A 17850-nucleotide genomic window follows, 5' to 3' on the forward strand; every position below is an offset into this window, starting at 1 on the left:
CGCGGCAAGCCAATACGGCAAACGGCGGGATCGCGGCACTCGCGTGGCCCCGCGATCCCAAACCGGGCATTGTAGCGTGCGACGTTGCAGCCCCTTTGGCCCCTTTACGGCACGCACAAATGAAAACCCCGCAGCGCGAAGCGTGCGGGGTGGCGTAGCGGCCCCCGAGCGGCAACTGCCGCACGGGGTTGCCGTGGCTCAATCGAAGCGGCCGGTACGCGCCATCTCCATCAGGCGCGCGATGCGTTCCTCGGTGGCCGGGTGCGTCGAGAACAGGTTCTGCAATCCGCCACCATGCAGCGGATTCATGATCATCATCTGCGCCGTGGCCGGATGCGCTTCCGCCGCCTGGAACGGAATGCCTGCCGCATAACGATGGATCTTGTCGAGCGCGGTCGCGAGCGACTGCGGATCGCCGGAAATCTGCGCGCCGCCGCGGTCGGCCTCGAACTCGCGTGCCCGCGAGATCGCCATCTGGATCAGCGCGCCGGCGATCGGCGCGAGCAGCGCGACCGCGATACCCGCGATCGGATTGGCCGGCCGGCCGTTCTCGTCGCGCCCGCCGAAGAACATCGCGAAGTTCGCGAGCGCCGAGATCGCGCCCGCCATCGTCGCGGTGATCGTCGAGATCAGGATGTCGCGATGCTTCACGTGTGCAAGCTCGTGCGCCATCACGCCGCGCATCTCGCGCTCCGACAGTACGCGCAGGATGCCCGTCGTCGCGGCGACCGCCGCGTGCTCGGGGTTGCGGCCCGTCGCGAACGCGTTCGGTGCATCCTCGTTGATCAGGTAGACGCGCGGCATCGGCAGGTTCGCGCGCGTGGCCAGCTCGCGCACCATCCGGTAGAACTGCGGCGCCGTGTTCTCGTCGACTTCCTGCGCGTTGTACATGCGCAGCACCATCTTGTCGGAGAACCAGTACGAGAAGAAATTCATGCCGAGCGCGAACAGCAGCGCGATCGTCATGCCGCGCGAGCCGCCGATCATCCCGCCGATCACGATGAACAGGGCCGTGATCGCGGCCATCAGCATCGCCGTTTTGACCCAATTGAACATACCCACTCCTTATCCGTCAGGGGACCCGCCGCACGTCACAAGGCACGGCGGAAAATTGTAAGCGATTTGTTAGATAAGGTCTTGCCGGAAAAATTCAATCTCAGCGTTGCGATGCCGCAAGACGAAGGCCGAGGCCGACGAAAGCGCTGCCGACCGTGCGGTCGAGCCACTTCCTGACACCCGGCTTGCCGGAAAAGCGCGCCGTGACACTGCCCGCGACCCAGGCGACGAAGCTGGTCCATACCGTGCTCATCGCGACGAACACGCCGCCGAGGGTCAGGAACGCCAATGCCTTGTGCGGGCTGTCGGCCGACACGAATTGCGGGAAGAACGACACGAAGAACAGCACCACCTTCGGGTTCAGCACGTTGGTCCAGAAACCCTGCATGAACAGCTGGCGCAGCGGCTTCGCGGCTTGCGCGGCCGCCTTGCCCGACGGCTCGGCCGCCTGCTTCGCGATGATCATCCGCACGCCGAGGTAGATCAGGTAGGCGGCACCCACCAGCTTGATCACCGTGAACGCGGCAGCCGATGCCGCGAGCAGCGCGGTCAGGCCGAATGCGCAGGCGAGCGCGTGCACGCAGCAGCCGGCCGAAATGCCCAACGCCGACATCAGCCCCGCGCCGCGGCCCTGCGCGACACTGCGGCCGACGATATAGGCCGTATCGGGGCCGGGCGTGACGTTCAGCAGGAAGACTGCCAGCACGAAGAAGCCGAAATGGGTGATGCCGAACATGAAAACCTCGAAACCGGAGAGCGCAGGGAAATTCTACGCGCGCCTGCCGTACCGTGCGACTCGGCCGTCCGGCCGATTGCGCATGCCCGGCAGGCCGTGTCGAATGGCGGTCAGGCCGCCTCAGGCAACGTCGGTCAGCGCAAAACGCTGGCCCGCGGCGAGCGGCGAACCGGCCAGGAACTCGCGGGCGGGCAGCCGCTTGCCGCCCGGCTTCTGCAACTGCGTGATGCGCAGCGCACCGCTGCCGCACGCGACGACCACGCCTTCCGGCGCGGCTTCGACGATCGTGCCGGGCAGCGCGTCGCCGCGCGCCGCCACGGGCTCGGCCGCCCACAGCTTGATCGCCGCGCCATCGAGCGTCGCGACGCCGCCCGGGAACGGATCGAACGCACGCACCTGGCGCGCGAGCACGTCGGCCGGCTTGCGCCAGTCGAGCGCCGCTTCGTGCTTGCCGATCTTTTCCGCGTAAGTCACGCCGTCGGCCGGTTGCGGCGTGGCCGGCAGCACACCGTCGCGCTCGAGCTGCACGAGCGCGTCGACGATCAGTCGCGCACCTTCGGCAGCGAGCCGGTCGTGCAGGGTCGCGGTCGTCTCGTCCGGCGCGATCGCGATGCGCGCCTCCTCGATCATCGCGCCGGTGTCGAGGCCGATGTCCATCTGCATCAGCGTGACGCCCGTCTCGGCGTCGCCGGCCTCGATCGCGCGGTGGATCGGCGCGGCGCCGCGCCAGCGCGGCAGCAGCGATGCATGAATGTTGATGCAGCCGCCACGCGGAATGTCGAGCACCTCCTGCGGCAGCAGCAGGCCGTATGCGGCGACCACCATCACGTCATGCGGAGTCGAGCGCAGCAGCTCGATCGCGTCGGCCGCCTCCGCCGGGTACTTGCCCGTGCGCCGCAGCGACGGCGGCTGCGCGACGGGCATCCCGTGCTCGACGGCGTAGCGCTTCACCGCGCTTGCCTGCAGCTTCATCCCCCGCCCGGCAGGGCGATCGGGCTGGGTCAGCACGAGCGGCACCGGAAAACCGGCCTCGTGGATCGCGGCCAGGGCAGCCGCGGCAAATTCCGGCGTGCCGGCAAAAATCACGCGCAACGTATGGGTCATGACAGCTTTCGGGGTCGGGCAGGGCGAACGCGCGTCACATCGCGCGTTCGAGTTTCTTCATCTTCGTCTTGATGCGCGTCTGCTTGAGCGGCGACAGGTATTCGACGAACACGCGCCCCATCAGGTGATCCATCTCGTGCTGGACGCACACGGCCAGCAGGCCCTCGCAGTCGAGCTCGAAGGTCTCGCCCTGCTCGTTGAGCGCACGCACGCGCACATGATCGGGACGCTCGACTTCGTCGTAGATGCCGGGCACCGACAGGCAACCCTCTTCGTAGATCTGCTTCTCGTCGCTCGACCACACGATCTCGGGGTTGATGAACGCGCGCAGCTCGTTCTTCTCCTCGGAGACGTCGATCACGATCACGCGCTCGTGCACGTCGACCTGCGTGGCCGCCAGGCCGATGCCGGGCGCCGCGTACATGGTTTCGGCCATGTCGGCGACGAGCTTGCGGATCCGGTCGTCGACCTTGTCGACGGGCTTTGCGACCTTGTGCAGCCGCTTGTCGGGGTAATGAAGAATATTGAGTAAAGCCATGGCGTTCGGTATTCGGTGGGGCGGCATGCCGCATCGGCCATCCGGCCAGCTGGCGGTGCCGCCGGGATGCAATGAAGATGAGGCGGACGCGCGGCGAATCAATGCCGCGGATCACGCCTCCTGCAATTGGCCGGGCGCCTGCGCGCGCGGCCCTGTCGAGTATTTCGGATGATGAAAATTTTATCATGGCGCCACGCGGTCCGCTGGCCGCCGCATTCGAGGAGCGCCTCATGTCGCCGCAAGTGCTGACCGCCTCCGCGCTGCGCGCGTGGCTGCAGCTCGCGCATGCGCCCGGCCTCGCACCCGCCGTGCTGCAGGCCCTGCTCGACGCGTTCGGCTCGCCGGATGCGCTGCTGCGCGCGTCCGGCGAGGCGATCGCCGCCGCAACCAGCCCCGCCGCGGCCCAGGCCGTGCGCGCGAGCGAGCGCGGCGACCTCGACGCGCGCACCGACGCCGTGCTCGCCTGGCTCGACGCGCCGGGCAACGCGCTCGTCACGCTCAACGATCCGGCCTATCCGCCGCGGCTGCGCGACCTGCACGATCCGCCGCCGCTGCTATATGTAAAGGGCCGTCTCGACCTGCTGCACGCGCGCAGCCTCGCCGTGGTCGGCAGCCGCCACGCGACGCCGCAGGGTCTCGCCGACGCGACGCGCTTCGCCCGCGAGCTGTCCGACGCCGGGCTACCGATCGTGTCGGGCCTCGCACTCGGAATCGACGGCGCCGCGCATCGCGGCGGGCTCGACGGCCGGTCAGGCACGGTCGCGGTGATCGCGACCGGCGCCGATCTCGTCTATCCGGCGCGACACCGTGCGCTCGCCCACGAAATCGCCGCTCACGGCGCGATCGTGTCGGAGTGGCCGCTCGGCACACCGGCCCGCGCCGCACACTTCCCGCAACGCAACCGGCTGATCGCCGCACTCGCGATCGGCGTACTCGTCGTCGAGGCCGCCCCGCGCTCCGGCTCGCTGATCACCGCGCGGCTCGCGAACGAACTGGGGCGCGATGTGTTCGCGATGCCGGGCTCGATCCACGCGCCCCTCGCGCAGGGCTGCCACGCACTGATCCACGACGGCGCGAAGCTGGCGGCGGCGCCGCTCGACGTGCTCGAGGAGTACGGGCTGGGCGAACCGGCGGTTCGCGCGGCGGGCGATGCATCGTGCACCGGAAATCAGCTCGCCAGCGCCGCCAGCCTCCGCGGAACCGGGGCCGCCGGCGTCACGCAGGCCGATCCGGCCGATCCGCTCGTTGCAGCCGGCCCGCCGGCGCGAGTCGAGGCATCGCCGGCGCTACCCTGCAGCCCGTCCGAACAGGCCGTACTCGCCGCGCTGGGATATGGCCCCGTCACCTACGAATGGCTCGCCGAACACAGCGGCCTGGCCGACGACGTGCTGCACGGCGCGCTGCTTGCGCTCGAGCTGGCCGGTCGCGTCGCGAGCGTCCCCGGCGGACGCTTCGCGCGCCTTGACGCAGCGCCCACCCCGGCCGCGCACGGCGTGCTACATTCCCCCGCATAGGGGCGGCCAAGCCGCCGACGATATCCAAGGAAATCCATGCCCGCGCTGAACCTCGACACCGATGCGGATCGGATCGCCGAGCGCCTCGCCGATCCCGGCACGTTGCTCGTCGCCTGCCTGTGCGCCGAGTGGTGCGGCACGTGCCGCGACTACCGGACGGCCTTCGACCAGCTCGCCGACGCGCATCCGGACGCCTGCTTCACCTGGATCGACATCGAAACGCATGCCGACCAGCTCGACGATCTCGACGTCGAGAATTTCCCGACGATCCTGATCGAAGATACCCATACCGCACGTTTCTTCGGCACGGTGCTGCCGCATGCGGCAATCGTCGAGCGGATGCTGTCCGACCTGAGTGCGGTACCCGGTGCGCCGCACGCACCGAAATTGCGCAACGTCCTGACCGTCGAAGCCTGAATTCGCGAGCCGGCCCGGCGGTTTTGCGCCCGTTTGCGCGCGCCGCCGCGCCGGGCGCTTGCCGCCGTTGCAGGCCCCCTCTATGATGAGCCGCTTTTTGCACGCCAAGCCGCCGTCGCGTCGGCGTGTGCTATAAAGCGGTCGTTAAAGGGCCCCACAACCGGCGAACCCGGTCTACCAACACACACCTGTCATGTCCAAAGCACTGATCATTGCGGAAAAGCCTTCTGTCGCGAACGACATCGCACGCGCTTTGGGCGGCTTTACCAAGCATGACGAATATTACGAGAGCGACGATTTCGTCCTTTCGTCCGCTGTCGGCCACTTGCTGGAAATCGCCGCCCCGGAAGAGTACGAGGTCAAGCGCGGGAAATGGAGCTTCGCGCATCTGCCCGTCATCCCCCCGCATTTCGACCTGAACCCGATCGCAAAAAGCGAGTCGCGCCTCAAGGTGCTTACGAAGCTGATGAAGCGCAAGGACGTCGACCGCCTGATCAACGCATGTGACGCGGGGCGCGAGGGCGAGCTGATTTTCCGCCTGATCGCGCAGCACGCGAAGGCGAAGCAGCCGGTTCAGCGCCTGTGGCTGCAGTCGATGACCCCGCAGGCGATCCGCGACGGCTTCGCGAACCTGCGCAGCGACACCGACATGCAACCGCTCGCCGACGCCGCACGCTGCCGCTCGGAAGCCGACTGGCTCGTCGGGATCAACGGCACCCGTGCGATGACCGCGTTCAACAGCAAGGGCGGCGGCTTCTTCCTGACGACAGTTGGCCGCGTTCAGACGCCAACGTTGTCGATCGTCGTCGAACGCGAAGAGAAAATCCGCCGCTTCATCCCGCGCGACTACTGGGAAGTGAAGGCGGAATTCGCGTGCGCGGGCGGCTTCTACGAAGGCAAGTGGTTCGACCCGAAATTCAAGCGCGACGAATTCGATCCGGAAAAGCGCGACTCCCGCCTGTGGAGCCTGCCGGCTGCCGAAACGATCGTCGCCGCGTGCCGCGACCAGGTCGGCACGGTCTCGGAGGAATCGAAGCCGTCGACACAACTGTCGCCGCTGCTGTTCGACCTGACGAGCCTGCAGCGCGAAGCGAACAGCCGCTTCGGATTCTCCGCGAAGAACACGCTCGGTCTCGCACAGGCGCTGTATGAAAAGCACAAGGTGCTGACCTACCCGCGTACCGACGCGCGCGCGCTGCCGGAAGACTATCTGTCGACGGTCCAGTCCACGCTCGAGATGCTCAAGGAGAGCAACAACTACCTGCCGCATGCGAAGCAGGTGCTCGACAAGGGCTGGGTGAAGCCGAACAAGCGCATCTTCGACAACTCGAAGATCAGCGACCACTTCGCAATCATCCCGACGCTGCAGGCACCGAAGTCGCTGTCCGAGCCGGAGCAGAAGCTGTACGACATGGTCGTGAAGCGCTTCCTCGCCGTGTTCTTCCCGGCCGCCGAATTCCGCGTCACGACGCGGATCACCGAAGTCGCCGGCCATCACTTCAAGACCGAGGGCAAGGTGCTCGTCGAGCCGGGCTGGCTGCAGGTGTACGGCCGCGACGCCGAAGGCGCGGATGCGAACCTCGTGCCAGTGCAGAAGGACGAGAAGGTGAAGACGGACGAAATCGCCGCCGTCGCGCTCGTCACGAAGCCGCCCGCACGCTATTCGGAAGCGACGCTGCTGTCCGCGATGGAAGGCGCGGGCAAGCTCGTCGAGGACGACGAACTGCGCGAAGCCATGGCAGCGAAGGGCCTCGGCACGCCGGCCACGCGTGCGGCGATCATCGAAGGCCTGCTCGGCGAAAAGTACCTCGTGCGTGAAGGCCGCGAACTGATCCCGACCGCGAAGGCGTTCCAGCTGATGACGCTGCTGCGCGGCCTCGGCGTGAAGGAACTGACCGCGCCGGAGCTCACCGGCGAATGGGAATACAAGCTGTCGCAGATGGAGCGCGGCAACCTCGGGCGCGACGCCTTCATGCAGGAAATCGCCCGCATGACGCAGCAGATCGTCAAGCGCGCGAAGGAATACGATTCCGACACGATCCCCGGCGATTACGCGACGCTCGAGACGCCGTGCCCGAACTGCGGCGGCCAGGTGAAGGAAAACTACCGCCGCTTCGCGTGCACGAAGTGCGAGTTCTCGATCTCGAAGATCCCGGGCAGCCGGCAGTTCGAGATCGCGGAAGTCGAGGAACTGCTGCGGGAAAAGACGATCGGCCCGCTTTCCGGATTCCGCAGCAAGATGGGCCGCCCGTTCTCGGCGATCCTGAAGCTCTCGTTCGACGACGAGACGAAGAACTACAAGCTCGAGTTCGATTTCGGCCAGGATACGGGCGGCGAGGAAGGCGAGGCGCCCGACTTCTCCACGCAGGAACCGGTCGGCGCGTGCCCGAAGTGCAAGGGCCGCGTGTTCGAGCACGGGATGAGCTACGTGTGCGAGCACTCGGTGGCCAACCCGAAGACGTGCGACTTCCGCTCGGGCAAGGTGATCCTGCAGCAGGAAATCTCGCGCGAGCAGATGGGCAAGCTGTTGGCCGACGGCCGCACGGATCTGCTGCCGAACTTCAAGTCGTCGCGTACCGGCCGCAACTTCAAGGCGTTCCTCGTGAAGCAGCCGGACGGCAAGATCGGCTTTGAGTTCGAGAAGAAGGAACCGAAAGCCGCCGCCGCGAAGAAGACTGCGAAATCGGCGACGAAGGATGCCGAAACCGTGACGGAAGGTGCAGACGAGAAACCGGCACCGGCTCGCAAGACCGCCGCGAAGACTGCCGCCACCAAGACGGCGGCCCGCAAGACGACGACCCGCAAGACGGGCTCGTAACAGCCTGGACGCCGGGCGGGCTTTCTCCCGGCGCGTCCTGCTTCGGCAGGCAGCCATAAAAAAACGCGGATCGACTGCTCGATCCGCGTTTTTTCTTTGTGCCGGCGGGAACCGACGCCCGGCCGCCCGGGCCGTCGCGCCGTTACAGCGGCGACGGCGCCGCGACGCGCGTGCGCGGCGAACGCGGCAGGCGCGGCGACAGGTTCGGGTCGGCCGATTCCGGTTGCTCGGCACGCGTCTCGACACCGATCGGCGCGAGCGCGGAGCTCTGCGCGGCCCATTGCTCACCCATCGTCGCGTCGGTCGAGTGGCTGAAGTGCTCGACGAGGTGGTCGATGAACGTGCGCACCTTCGCGGGCAGATGGCGCCGGCTCGGGTAAGCGATGTTGATCTCGACCTGCGGCAGCCGGAAATCCGGCAGCAACCGCACGAGCGCACCGCGCGCGATGTCGCTGCCGATCAGGTAGCTCGGCAGGATCGCGACACCCATCCCGAGCAGCGCGAACTGGCGCAGCATCGCGGTGTTGTTCGCGACGATCACGTTGGTCGGGCGCACGCGCACTTCGCCGTCCGGCCCCGTGAACACACGCTCGTCGCCCCAGTATTCGGTCGGCAGGCTCAGGCTCGGATGCTCGGCGAGATGCTCCGGATGGGTCGGCACGCCGTGCTTCTCGAGATAGCTCGGCGTCGCGCACACGGTCATGCAGCCGGTGGTCAGGCGCCGCGTGACGATGCTCGCGCTGCGCATCTGGCGCGTGACGACGATGCCGACATCGAAACCTTCCTCGACCAGATCGACCTGCCGGTCGACCAGCGTGAGATCCGGCACCACTTTCGGGAAATTCTCCGTGTACGACTGCAACACGGGCGCGAGGTTATGCAGGCCGAACACGACGGGCGCGACGATGCGCAGCGTGCCGACCGGCTCGTGATTGCGCGCGACGACCATCTGCTCGACGTCTTCCAGCTCATCGAGGATCTGGCGGGCACGCTCCAGATAGACCTGGCCTGACTCGGTCAGGGAAAGGCTGCGCGTGGTGCGGTTCAGCAAACGCGTGCCGAGCCTGCCCTCCAGATCGGCGACGTGACGCGTCGCGACCGCGTTGGAGATATCCATTGCACTCGCGGCCCGCGCGAAACTGCCGAGATCTGCAACCTTGACGAACACGCGCATCGACTGCAAATGATCCATAAACGACTCCTGCCGCTGTTACAACTTCAAAAAGATGAAGCAAATGCGTAATTCTCCTACGACAGCGGAAATGATGCAGAGTTGCTCAACAAGGCCCCGGTTGACGATAAAAATAGTCAAAAATCCTCGCCCTCTGCGGATAGTTGATCCAATTATTCCGATTGGGACAACAATTGGGTGAACCTCGTCGTGTAAGCGGCCGAATCAGGAAGGACGTATTTGATGCGACACAACAGCGCACCCTTCTGCCCTGCCCGCGAGCGGCGCCGGGTCAGGCCGCCGCCAATTGCGGCGGAGCGTAACAACCTGTTAAAAAGACACCACGAAGGCGGCTGACATAGCATCATGTCGGCCCCGGCCGGGCGGGACGGGTGCGCGAGGTGCGCCGCCGCCACCGCCGCTTTCAACGCGCGACACCCGCTCATCATGAAAATTGCCATCCTCGACGACTACCAGGACGCCGTCCGCAAGCTGAACTGCTTCGAGATGCTTGCCGGCCACGACGTGAAGGTCTTCAACAATACGGTGCGCGGATTGGGACAACTCGCCAGCCGTCTGGCGGAAGTCGAGGCGCTCGTGCTGATTCGCGAACGGACCCCGATTTCGTCGCAACTGCTCGCAAAGCTGCCGAACCTGCGCATGATCAGCCAGACCGGCCGCGTGTCGAGCCACATCGACCTCGAAGCCTGTACCGACCGCGGCATCGCGGTGCTCGAAGGCACGGGCTCGCCGGTCGCCCCCGCCGAGCTGACCTGGGCGCTCGTGATGGCCGCCCAGCGCCGCATTCCTCAGTATGTCGCGAACCTGAAGCAGGGCGCCTGGCAGCAGTCGGGCCTGAAGACGTCGGCCATGCCGCCGAACTTCGGCCTCGGCCAGGTACTGCGCGGCCAGACGCTCGGCATCTGGGGCTACGGCAAGATCGGCCGGCTCGTCGCCGGCTACGGCAAGGCGTTCGGCATGAACGTGCTGATCTGGGGCCGCGAGCATTCGCTCGAGGCCGCGCGCGCCGACGGCTATACGGCCGCCGAAAGCCGCGAAGCGCTGTTCGAGCAGAGCGACGTGCTGTCGCTGCACCTGCGCATGCATGACGACACGCGCGGGATCGTGAAGCAGGAAGACCTGATGCGGATGAAGCCGACGTCGCTGCTCGTCAACACGAGCCGCGCCGAACTGCTCGAGGACAACGCACTGGTCAACGCGCTGTCGCACAACCGTCCGGGGATGGTCGCGATCGACGTGTTCGAGAGCGAGCCGATCCTGCAGGGCTACAGCCTGCTGCGAATGGAAAACGTGATCTGCACGCCGCACATCGGCTATGTCGAGCGCGAAAGCTACGAGCTCTACTTCAGCGCGGCGTTCCGCAACATCCTCGCGTTCGACGACGGGGACATGTCGAGCGTTGCCAACCCGGAAGCGCTGACGCCGATCCGCAAGCGCTGACCGCGCGGGCTGCGCACGCCGCAGCCCCGCTCCTCCATTCCCGGTCGTCAGGCGGCCACGCGGCCGCCCGTCATCGCATCGACGCGCGTAAGGAAATGCTCGCCGTCGCGCCGACCGAGATCGTACGCATGCCGCATCTGCGACGGGCTCGTGTAATCCCAACTCGAAATCGGCACCTTGCTCGAAGGCTGGACGTACAGTCGACGCTGCTCGCCATGCGCGACCGTGAACATCTGCGGGCGCGGATACAGCCGCGTGACGAGCACCAGCACGTCGCCCGGCGTCGGGTCGAGCGCGTCGACCGGCACGTTGTCGACCATCCCGCCGTCGAGCACCGGCCGGCCGCCGCGGCGCAGCACCGGCGTGAACGGCGGCGTGCAGGACGACTGCAGGATCAGGTCGGCGAGTTCCTCGACTTGCGTGCAGGCCTGCGCACGCACGAATTCGGGCCGAAAGCCGAGCGTGCGCCCGAGCGTCGGGTGCAGCGTCTTGCGCACGTACTTCTCGATGTTGTACGCGACAAGACCGGCGGCGACTGCGCTACGCGCACCGAGCCAGCGCGGCACATGCGACACGCCAATGCGGATCTCCGGCGCCGAGGCAAGCTTCGCGAACGGTTCGCCGTAGATGTCGAGCAGCGCCTGACGGTAAATCCGGTAATGCGGAAACACGGGCTCGCGCCCGAACAGGTTGCCCCAGTACGCGTTCTTCCGGTTGTGGCGCAGCGCCTCTTCGTAATAGCGCATCACCCAGGCGGCGTCGCGTGTATACAGCATGCAGGCAGTTGCCGCGCCGGCCGAGATACCGGTGATCACGCGCGGGCGCAGGCCGAGCGCCGGCCGTGCGACGTCCCAGAAGCCGGCCTGCCACCAGCAGCGATTGCCGCCACCCGCAAAGACGATCTGGTCGAACATCGCGCCGCTCAGCTGACGAGCGCGTAGGTCGACGTCGCGTGAACGGCCATCTTGCCGTCTTCGTCGAACAGCTCGACTTCGCCGAATACGAGATTGCGGCCCATCCGCAGCACGCGCGCGGTGACGAGCACGTCGCCCTTGCGCACGGGACGCATGAAGTTCGTGTTCAACGACACGGTCGTCATCGGCCGGAACTCGCCGAGCGCGGCCGAGATCGCGACCACCATCGCGGTATCGGCGGCCGCCGTGAACACCTGGCCGCAGATCACACCGCCCGAATGGCGGAATTCGCCGGAAAACGGCAGGCGCAGCGTGACGCTGTCGTCGCCGATCGACACGGGGACCAGACCGAGCGAGCGGACCCAGGGGGCCAGCAGGCGATCCAGCAATTCGCGGACTGCGTTTTCGTCCATCTTCGAAAGCCCAGAAAGCGTTGCGCGACCGCCGCGCAACACGTGTGGCGTCATCATACCGGGAGCACGAAAACTGCGATCGCTCGTTATCGGGCCGGCAGTCACCGTTGGCGTGACGAAATATTCTCAGGAAATTTGCAGAAAGGACTTGCCAAGCCTGAAATGCTCGTGCATAATCTTTCTTCTGTTGGGGGCGTTAGCTCAGTTGGTAGAGCAGCGGACTCTTAATCCGTAGGTCGAGTGTTCGAGTCACTCACGCCCCACCAGGAATTTCAAAGGCCGGTCAGCGCAAGCTGACCGGCCTTTTCCGTTTACACCTGCCGCTTTCCTGCCGTTTTTCATTCACGCCGCGTCGCTTCGCGTTGCGCGCCCCTCGCGGTACGCGAGCGCACCCATCTTCCGCATCGTTTCCGCTAGAATCGTCCGACAAATATCACACGACCGGCGCAGGCACTGTCGTTCGCCCGCCGGCACTGAGAGAGCATGGGACGTCAGACATGGAAGCATGTGAACGGGACGCGACCATTCAGAGGGCCTGGTTGCGCCGATATCGGCCGGTTCGGCGGGTCACGCCATCCCCCCGATCAAGCCGGAATCCGCGGTGCGCAGCACGACGAACCGGATCCGGTCATGCCGGGTAGGGACGCACTCGTCGCGATGGCGCTCGGCGTCGTGCTGCTCGTACTGGCCGGCATGCTCGCCGTGACGGCCGGGCAGGCGACCGGCCAATTGGTCCGCGCACCGGGCACGGTCGTGCGCATCGTGCAGGACAGCGACGCGATGCGCGCGTACCGGCCGATCGTCGCGTACCTCGCGAACGACGGCCAGCGTCGCGAAGTCGCCGGCAATACCGCATCGACCGTCCCCGCCTACGACATCGGCGAGAACGTCGAGGTATGGCTCGACCCCGGCCACCCCGAACGCCCCGCGCTGATCGACGATTTCGCGCAACGCTGGTTTCCGGCGATCGTGCCGGCGCTGCTCGCCATCGCATCGTTCGCGATCGGCGGCCTGCTGATCGCCGGCGAGCGCCGCCGCCGGTCGTCCGCCCCGCCGCCGGTCCGCCGCGCCCGCAAGCACGTGCGCAGCCGCTGGGATATCGCGATCGTGCTGATTCCGATCGCGATCGGCACGGGCTTCATCGCCGGCGCCGGTGCGGCCGGCCTGCGCCAGTGGCAGGTCATCCACCACTATGCGCGTTCCACCGGCCATGTCGTCGAGATCGCGAAAAACACGCACTCGCCTCGCGCGCGCACGTCGCTGTATTCGGCGATCGTCGCGTTCACGACCGACAGCGGACGCCAGATCAGGTTCGCGCAGGGTTCGGCGTCGTCGCATCCGGGCCTGCACGAAGGCGAAGCGGTCAACGTGCTGTACGACCCCGTCACACCCGAGCGCGCGGTGGTCGACCGCTTCTGGGATCACTGGGGCCTCACGGCCATCCTGTTCGCGATCGGCGCGCCGTTCCTCGCGGCCGGGCTGTTCATCGCCGCGACGCTGTGGCCGGAACACCCGCCGCACGAAGCCGCGCCATGACGTTCGCGTGCCGGCCGTGCACCGCGCGGCACGACGACCGGCTCGGCGCGCACGTCACCGCTCCCTGAACGCCTCCACTTTCGCGCGGTTCCCGCAGGTGCGCATGTCGCACCAGCGCCGCCCGACGCCGCGCCCGCGATCGACGAAGAACCACGTGCAACGGCCGCACTGGCGCACGCGCGCAAAATCGTCGCTGCGCAGCAGATGCTCGAACCCGAGTGCGGCCGCGTCGACCCAGCGCGACGTGACGCGCGCGTCGGGCCGCCACGCGAACCGGCCGTCGACCGCATCGAACGCGCTGCGCCCGATCGCCTCGCGGATCGCAACGGCGAGCCGGCCCGCTGCGCGCGCGCCGGCAGTGCCGCCGCCGCCGGCCGTCAGGTGCGCGATCGCGCTGTAAGCCTCCTCGCGAAAACGATGCAGCGCGATCAGCGCGTCGGCGTCGTCCTGCCGCGCATGACGCAGAAACCGCGCCAGATCGGCCGGCGCCAGCAACCCCGAGCGCTCCGCCCACGCATGCACGGCCGGCCAGTCGACGAACTTGTCCGCGTCGCGCGTCTTGCCCGTGTCGGCCACCGTGTTGAGGAAGTCGAGCGCCGGATGGCCGCCGACGAAATCGGCTGCCCCCCATTCATGCGCATGTCGCACGGGTTCGTGTCGAGTAACCATTTATTTTCACCTATCGGTTTCACACCCGGACGATCCGGAGTAACCTGTTAACAACCAAAACAGGTTAGCACGGAGATGCCGATGCTCGAACTCGCCAACCGCTTCACCTTCGAAGGCCACCGGATTGCCTGGGGAACGTTCGGCGAAGGGCCGCCGCTCGTGCTCGCGCACGGCACGCCGTTTTCGTCGCAGGTGTGGCGGCGGATCGCACCGTGGCTCGCGCGCCGTCATCGCGTGTTCTTCTACGACCTGCTCGGCTACGGTCAATCCGACATGCCGGATGCGGACGTGTCGCTCGGCCGCCAGAACGCGCTGTTCGGCGCGATGCTCGACGAGTGGAACATTTCGCGACCGCGCGTGCTCGCGCACGACTACGGCGGCGCCACCGTGCTGCGCGCGCACTTCCTCGACGGCGTCGCCTATGCGGATCTCACGCTCGTGAACCCGGTCGCGATCGCGCCGCAGGGTTCGCCGTTCGTGCGCCACGTCGCGCAGCACGAAGCCGCCTTCACCGGATTGCCCGCGTATGCGCATCACGCACTCGTGTCGGCCTATCTCGGCAACGCCGTCGCCCGGCCGCTGAGCGACGAGGCGCTGTCGATCTACCGCGCGCCGTGGCTCACGCCAGCCGGCCAGGCCGCGTTCTATCGCCAGATCGCGCAGATGCGCCAGCACTACATCGAGGAAGCCGAGGCCCGTTACGCGCCGCCGGACTTTCCGGTGCGCATCGTGTGGGGCGAGGACGACGCGTGGATTCCGCTCGAACAGGGGCAGGCGCTGGCCGATCGCATCGCCGGCGGCCAGCTGATCAGGGTGCCGCGCGCGGGCCACCTGGTGCAGGAAGATGCGCCGGAAGCGATCGTCGCGGCGGTGCTCGACCGACCCGGGAAAGGTTGACGTCGCCTGTACCGGGTGCCGCTTGTCGCGTGCCGCGTCAGAACACCGGCACGCCCTGCGCGAGCGTCGAGATGAACTTCGCGGTGCGCGGATCGCGCGGGCCGCCGAACAGGTCGCGCGATGCACCGGCCTCGACCACGCGCCCTTCCGCGAGAAACACCGCGTCGTGCGCGATCGACGCGGCCAGGCGCAGGTCGTGCGTCGCCATCAGCATCGTCGTGCCTTCGCGCGCGAGCTGGCGCAGCACCTCGACGACTTCGACGGACAGCTCCGGATCGAGTGCCGACGTCGGCTCGTCGCACAGCAGCACCTGCGGCGACGGCGCAAGCGCACGTGCGATCGCAACGCGTTGCTGCTGGCCGCCCGACAGCGTGCCGGGCCACGCGTCGGCCTTGTTCGCGATGCCGACCTTCTCGAGCAGCGCGAGCGCGCGTTCGCGGGCCCGCTCGCGCGGCCAGCGCTGCACGGTGACGAGCCCTTCCATCACGTTCTGCACGACGCTCAGGTGCGGAAACAGCTGAAAGTTCTGGAACACCATGCCGGTCTGGCGGCGCACCGCGAACACGGCGTCACGCGCCGGCCGGTGCGCCGACGAGAAGTCGATGCGGGCGTCGCCGACCGTCAGCGCACCAGCCTCGGGTACTTCGAGCAGGTTCACGCAACGCAGCAGCGTGCTCTTGCCGCTGCCGGACGGCCCGATCAGCGCTGTCACGCTGCCGGGCTGCAAGGCGAGGTCGATCCCGTGCAACACGCGCTGCGTGCCGAACGACTTGTCGATGCGTTCGAGCCGGATCATCGCAACTCCGCCTGGAACAGCGCGTGACGGCCGAAGCGGGTTTCGAGGCGACGCTGCAGCGTGGACAGCACCGAACTGAGCAGCAGATAGATCAGCGCAGCTTCCGTATAGAGGATCATCGGTTCGTAGGTCACGGCCGCGATCCGCTGCGCGGCCTGGAAGATCTCCGGCACGGTCAGCACGGCCGCGAGCGACGTGTCCTTCACCAGCGAAATGAACGAATTCGACAAAGCCGGCAGCGCGACGCGTGCGGCCTGCGGCAGGATCGCGCGGCGCAGCGCCTGCGGGCGCGTCATCGCCATCGAGTACGCGGCCTCCCACTGCCCCTTCGGAATCGATTCGATCACGCCGCGGATCACCTCCGCGTTGTACGCGCCGACGTTCAGCGAGAAGCCGATCACGGCGGCCGTCAGCGGATCGAGCACGATGCCGACGCTCGGTAGGCCGTAGAAGATCACGAACAGTTGCACGAGCAGCGGCGAGCCGCGAAACAGCCAGATGTAGAACCGCACGGCGGCCTGCGCCCAGCGCGGCCCGAACAGCCGCACGAGTGCCGCGCCGAACGCGAGCAGCAGACCGATCGCGAACGACGCGAGCGTGAGCGGAACCGTGAACATGAGCCCCGCGACGAGCAGGGGCTTCAGCGATTCCGCCATCAGGTGAAGCCAGGCCGGCATCGTTCAGCCTCGCGTCACGGCTGCGACACGTCGCGGCCGAAATACTTCTGCGAGATCTTCGCGTAGGTGCCGTCGGCCTTGATGTCCGCGAGCGCCTTGTCGATCGCGGCCACCAGCGCGGGGCTACCCTTGCGCAGCAGCACGCCCGATGCATCGCTGGCGCCGCCCGCGTCCGTCGCCGCGATCTTCAGTTTCGCGTCCGGCTTGTGCTTGCGGAAATCGAGGTACGACAGCGAATCGTTGATCGTCGCGTCGACGCGGCCCGAGCTCAGCAGGTCGATCGATTCGTTGAAACCCTGCACCGGCACGACGTCCGCGCCATGCGCGGCCGCGAGCTTGCCGAAATTGCTGGTGAGCGTGTTCGCGGACTTCTTGCCCTTCAGGTCGTCGAACGAGCGGATCGTCGTGTTGTCCGCGCGCACGATCAGCACCGCGCGCGACGTGATGTACGGCGTGGAGAAATCGTATTTCGCCTTGCGCGCGTCGGTGATCGACACTTCGTTGACGACCGCGTCGTAGCGGTTCACGTCGAGGCCGGCGATCAACCCGTCCCACTTGCCTTCGACGAACTGCGGCTTCACGCCGAGACGCTGCGCGATCGCGGTCGCGATGTCGACGTCGAAGCCCGTCAGCTTGCCGGTCTCGTCGTGGTACGTGAACGGCGCGTACGTCCCTTCGGTGCCGACCCGGAACACGCCGGACGACTTGATCTGCGACAGGTCGTCGGCAGCCAGTGCGCTCGTGACCGAAACGGCCTGCAGCATGGCGACGACCAGGATGGAGCGAAGGATTTTCATGGTGCGGACCCCGAATGATTGGAGGGAATGATCCCGCGGCACGCGCGTGCCGTTCGAGAAGTCCGCGAATTCTACCGACGCGTCGAGGCACGGCAAAAACGCAAATCGGCTATCGATATGAGCCGATCGAATAACGCGTCGATCAACGCTCGGACTGACGCGCGCACCGGCCGCGAAACCGGTGCGCGCGGCTTACACACCGCTTACCACGGCAGCGAATACGTCTTCGTATTCGTGAAGCTCTTCATCGCTTCCTGCACGCCTTCCTTGTACCCCAGCCCCGAATCCTTCACGCCGCCGAACGGCGTCAGTTCGAGCCGGTAGCCCGGCACTTCG

General features: G+C 67.0%; 18 protein-coding genes and 1 tRNA gene. 7 read left to right on the plus strand and 12 right to left on the minus strand.

Going from position 1 to position 17850, the window contains the following annotated elements; all coding sequences use genetic code 11:
* Positions 1–198 precede the first annotated feature (198 nt).
* The 4 genes from htpX to def form a co-directional block, all read right to left on the minus strand.
* Positions 199–1056 carry a zinc metalloprotease HtpX gene (htpX, locus tag VK92_RS17060; protein WP_006485774.1) on the minus strand — a complete coding sequence of 286 codons (858 nt, stop codon included), beginning with the start codon at positions 1054–1056 and terminating at the stop codon, positions 199–201.
* Between the two features lie 100 nt (positions 1057–1156).
* Positions 1157–1792 carry a LysE family translocator gene (locus VK92_RS17065; RefSeq protein WP_021163983.1) on the minus strand — a complete coding sequence of 212 codons (636 nt, stop codon included), beginning with the start codon at positions 1790–1792 and terminating at the stop codon, positions 1157–1159.
* 120 nt (positions 1793–1912) lie between these two features.
* Positions 1913–2896, minus strand: a complete 984-nt coding sequence (gene fmt / locus VK92_RS17070) for a methionyl-tRNA formyltransferase (protein WP_048025631.1) — start codon at positions 2894–2896, stop codon at positions 1913–1915.
* A gap of 34 nt (positions 2897–2930) precedes the next feature.
* Complete coding sequence (gene def / locus VK92_RS17075) at positions 2931–3434, minus strand: peptide deformylase (RefSeq protein ID WP_011353573.1); 504 nt, start codon at positions 3432–3434, stop codon at positions 2931–2933.
* Positions 3435–3619: 185 nt separating this feature from the next.
* Between def and dprA the strand changes: the two genes are divergently transcribed.
* The 3 genes from dprA (at position 3620) to VK92_RS17090 (ending at position 8183) form a co-directional block, all read left to right on the plus strand.
* Positions 3620–4948 (plus strand): DNA-processing protein DprA, encoded by a 1329-nt coding sequence (gene dprA, locus VK92_RS17080; protein ID WP_048025632.1) that lies wholly within the window; start codon positions 3620–3622, stop codon positions 4946–4948.
* 36 nt (positions 4949–4984) lie between these two features.
* On the plus strand, positions 4985–5365 hold the full coding sequence (locus VK92_RS17085) for a thioredoxin family protein (RefSeq protein ID WP_048025633.1): 381 nt from the start codon (positions 4985–4987) through the stop codon (positions 5363–5365).
* 193 nt (positions 5366–5558) lie between these two features.
* A complete protein-coding gene (locus tag VK92_RS17090) occupies positions 5559–8183 on the plus strand; it encodes a DNA topoisomerase III (protein WP_021159862.1) in 2625 nt (874 codons plus the stop codon).
* Positions 8184–8325: 142 nt separating this feature from the next.
* Here VK92_RS17090 and VK92_RS17095 read toward each other — a convergent pair whose 3' ends face one another.
* The gene (locus tag VK92_RS17095) at positions 8326–9375 is read right to left on the minus strand and encodes a LysR family transcriptional regulator (RefSeq protein ID WP_021159861.1); all 1050 of its coding nucleotides are present in this window, start codon (positions 9373–9375) and stop codon (positions 8326–8328) included.
* A gap of 426 nt (positions 9376–9801) precedes the next feature.
* Between VK92_RS17095 and VK92_RS17105 the strand changes: the two genes are divergently transcribed.
* Positions 9802–10815 (plus strand): D-2-hydroxyacid dehydrogenase family protein, encoded by a 1014-nt coding sequence (locus VK92_RS17105; RefSeq protein WP_021159860.1) that lies wholly within the window; start codon positions 9802–9804, stop codon positions 10813–10815.
* A gap of 47 nt (positions 10816–10862) precedes the next feature.
* Here VK92_RS17105 and VK92_RS17110 read toward each other — a convergent pair whose 3' ends face one another.
* Together VK92_RS17110 and VK92_RS17115 are read right to left on the minus strand one after the other, a co-directional pair.
* Positions 10863–11729 carry a patatin-like phospholipase family protein gene (locus VK92_RS17110; RefSeq protein WP_048025634.1) on the minus strand — a complete coding sequence of 289 codons (867 nt, stop codon included), beginning with the start codon at positions 11727–11729 and terminating at the stop codon, positions 10863–10865.
* 8 nt (positions 11730–11737) lie between these two features.
* Positions 11738–12142 carry a PaaI family thioesterase gene (locus tag VK92_RS17115; protein WP_027785770.1) on the minus strand — a complete coding sequence of 135 codons (405 nt, stop codon included), beginning with the start codon at positions 12140–12142 and terminating at the stop codon, positions 11738–11740.
* Between the two features lie 190 nt (positions 12143–12332).
* Here VK92_RS17115 and VK92_RS17120 point away from each other — a divergent pair.
* Together VK92_RS17120 and VK92_RS17125 are read left to right on the plus strand one after the other, a co-directional pair.
* Positions 12333–12408, plus strand: a tRNA-Lys gene (locus tag VK92_RS17120).
* A gap of 217 nt (positions 12409–12625) precedes the next feature.
* Positions 12626–13678 (plus strand): DUF3592 domain-containing protein, encoded by a 1053-nt coding sequence (locus tag VK92_RS17125; protein ID WP_048025635.1) that lies wholly within the window; start codon positions 12626–12628, stop codon positions 13676–13678.
* A gap of 54 nt (positions 13679–13732) precedes the next feature.
* Here VK92_RS17125 and VK92_RS17130 read toward each other — a convergent pair whose 3' ends face one another.
* Entirely contained in the window at positions 13733–14347 is a 615-nt protein-coding gene (locus VK92_RS17130; protein WP_048025636.1) for a CGNR zinc finger domain-containing protein, read from the minus strand.
* Between the two features lie 81 nt (positions 14348–14428).
* Between VK92_RS17130 and VK92_RS17135 the strand changes: the two genes are divergently transcribed.
* Positions 14429–15244, plus strand: coding sequence for an alpha/beta fold hydrolase (locus tag VK92_RS17135; protein WP_048025641.1), 816 nt, complete (start codon positions 14429–14431; stop codon positions 15242–15244).
* A 37-nt stretch (positions 15245–15281) separates the two neighbouring features.
* Here VK92_RS17135 and VK92_RS17140 read toward each other — a convergent pair whose 3' ends face one another.
* From VK92_RS17140 to VK92_RS40200, 4 genes are all read right to left on the minus strand, one after another.
* Entirely contained in the window at positions 15282–16040 is a 759-nt protein-coding gene (locus tag VK92_RS17140) for an amino acid ABC transporter ATP-binding protein (RefSeq protein WP_048025637.1), read from the minus strand.
* Positions 16037–16717 (minus strand): amino acid ABC transporter permease, encoded by a 681-nt coding sequence (locus tag VK92_RS17145; RefSeq protein WP_048025638.1) that lies wholly within the window; start codon positions 16715–16717, stop codon positions 16037–16039. The genes VK92_RS17140 and VK92_RS17145 overlap by 4 nt, the downstream gene beginning before the upstream one ends.
* A gap of 14 nt (positions 16718–16731) precedes the next feature.
* Positions 16732–17514: an amino acid ABC transporter substrate-binding protein gene (locus VK92_RS17150; protein WP_048025642.1), complete on the minus strand. Its 783-nt coding sequence runs from the start codon at positions 17512–17514 to the stop codon at positions 16732–16734.
* A gap of 203 nt (positions 17515–17717) precedes the next feature.
* Positions 17718–17850 (minus strand): aldehyde dehydrogenase family protein (locus VK92_RS40200; protein ID WP_122982917.1); only part of this gene is annotated, 133 nt, incomplete at its 5' end.

The sequence above is a fragment of the Burkholderia sp. LK4 genome (assembly GCF_001043615.1).
GTDB classification, from domain to species: domain Bacteria; phylum Pseudomonadota; class Gammaproteobacteria; order Burkholderiales; family Burkholderiaceae; genus Burkholderia; species Burkholderia cepacia.